We start from the raw sequence: 707 nt of genomic DNA, 5'->3' as shown, positions 1-707 counted from the left end.
TACTTCGCCTGGTCGCTGATGGACAACTTCGAGTGGGCGTACGGCTACGACAAGCGGTTCGGCCTGGTCCACGTGGACTACGAGACGCAGACCCGCACGATCAAGTCCAGCGGGTACCGCTACGCGGAGATCATCCGCGAGGCGTCGGCCTGACGCTTTTGTCCTCGATCGCCCGGACAGGCTGAACTCTCGGCCCGTCCGGGCGATCGCGTCCGGCCCCTCCGGCGGAACGTCCAAGCCGAGCCGGGGAAAATCAAGCCCGTCCGGCGATTGAGGACACACTACGGCCGCAGGCCGTGCCCCCTCAGGACACCGGGACCGGTACCGGCCGCGTCCCCTCCTGCGCGACCACCGACGCCGCGACCCGGGACGCGAACCCGAGCATCTCCGCCGCGCCGGCAGGCGACAGCTCCCCCGCCCGCGCGAACTCCCCCTCCCGGGAGAGCCAGTTCAGCACCGCCGCCATGAACGCGTCCCCCGCACCGATGGTGTTGACCACCTCGACCTGCACCGCCGGCACCGTCACCGGTTCCCCGGCCCGGGTGTAGGCGGTCGCGCCGCGCGAACCGCGCGTCAGCACCACCAGCCGCCCCTCCCCCGCCAGCCGCCGGCACGTCTCACCGGGGTCGGCCCCCGGCCAGAGCCGGAGCACGTCCTCGTCGCTGGCCTTGACGATCCCCGCCAGGCCGCACAGCTCCCGCAGCCGC

General features: G+C 72.4%; 2 protein-coding genes. One reads left to right on the top strand and one right to left on the bottom strand.

Annotated features, from left to right (window positions below):
* Positions 1–153, top strand: a 153-nt coding sequence (locus GT042_RS18025) for a family 1 glycosylhydrolase (RefSeq protein ID WP_161309736.1), incomplete at its 5' end; no start/stop codon positions are given.
* Between the two features lie 151 nt (positions 154–304).
* Here the strand turns inward: GT042_RS18025 and GT042_RS18020 are convergent.
* On the bottom strand, positions 305–707 hold a 403-nt coding region (locus GT042_RS18020), incomplete at its 5' end, for a PfkB family carbohydrate kinase (protein ID WP_237530903.1).

It is taken from the genome of Streptomyces sp. SID3212 (assembly GCF_009865405.1).
Taxonomy (GTDB): Bacteria; Actinomycetota; Actinomycetes; order Streptomycetales; family Streptomycetaceae; genus Streptomyces.
The sequence above is the reverse complement of the archived record's forward strand: the minus strand, read 5'-3'. Positions and strand labels throughout refer to the sequence as shown.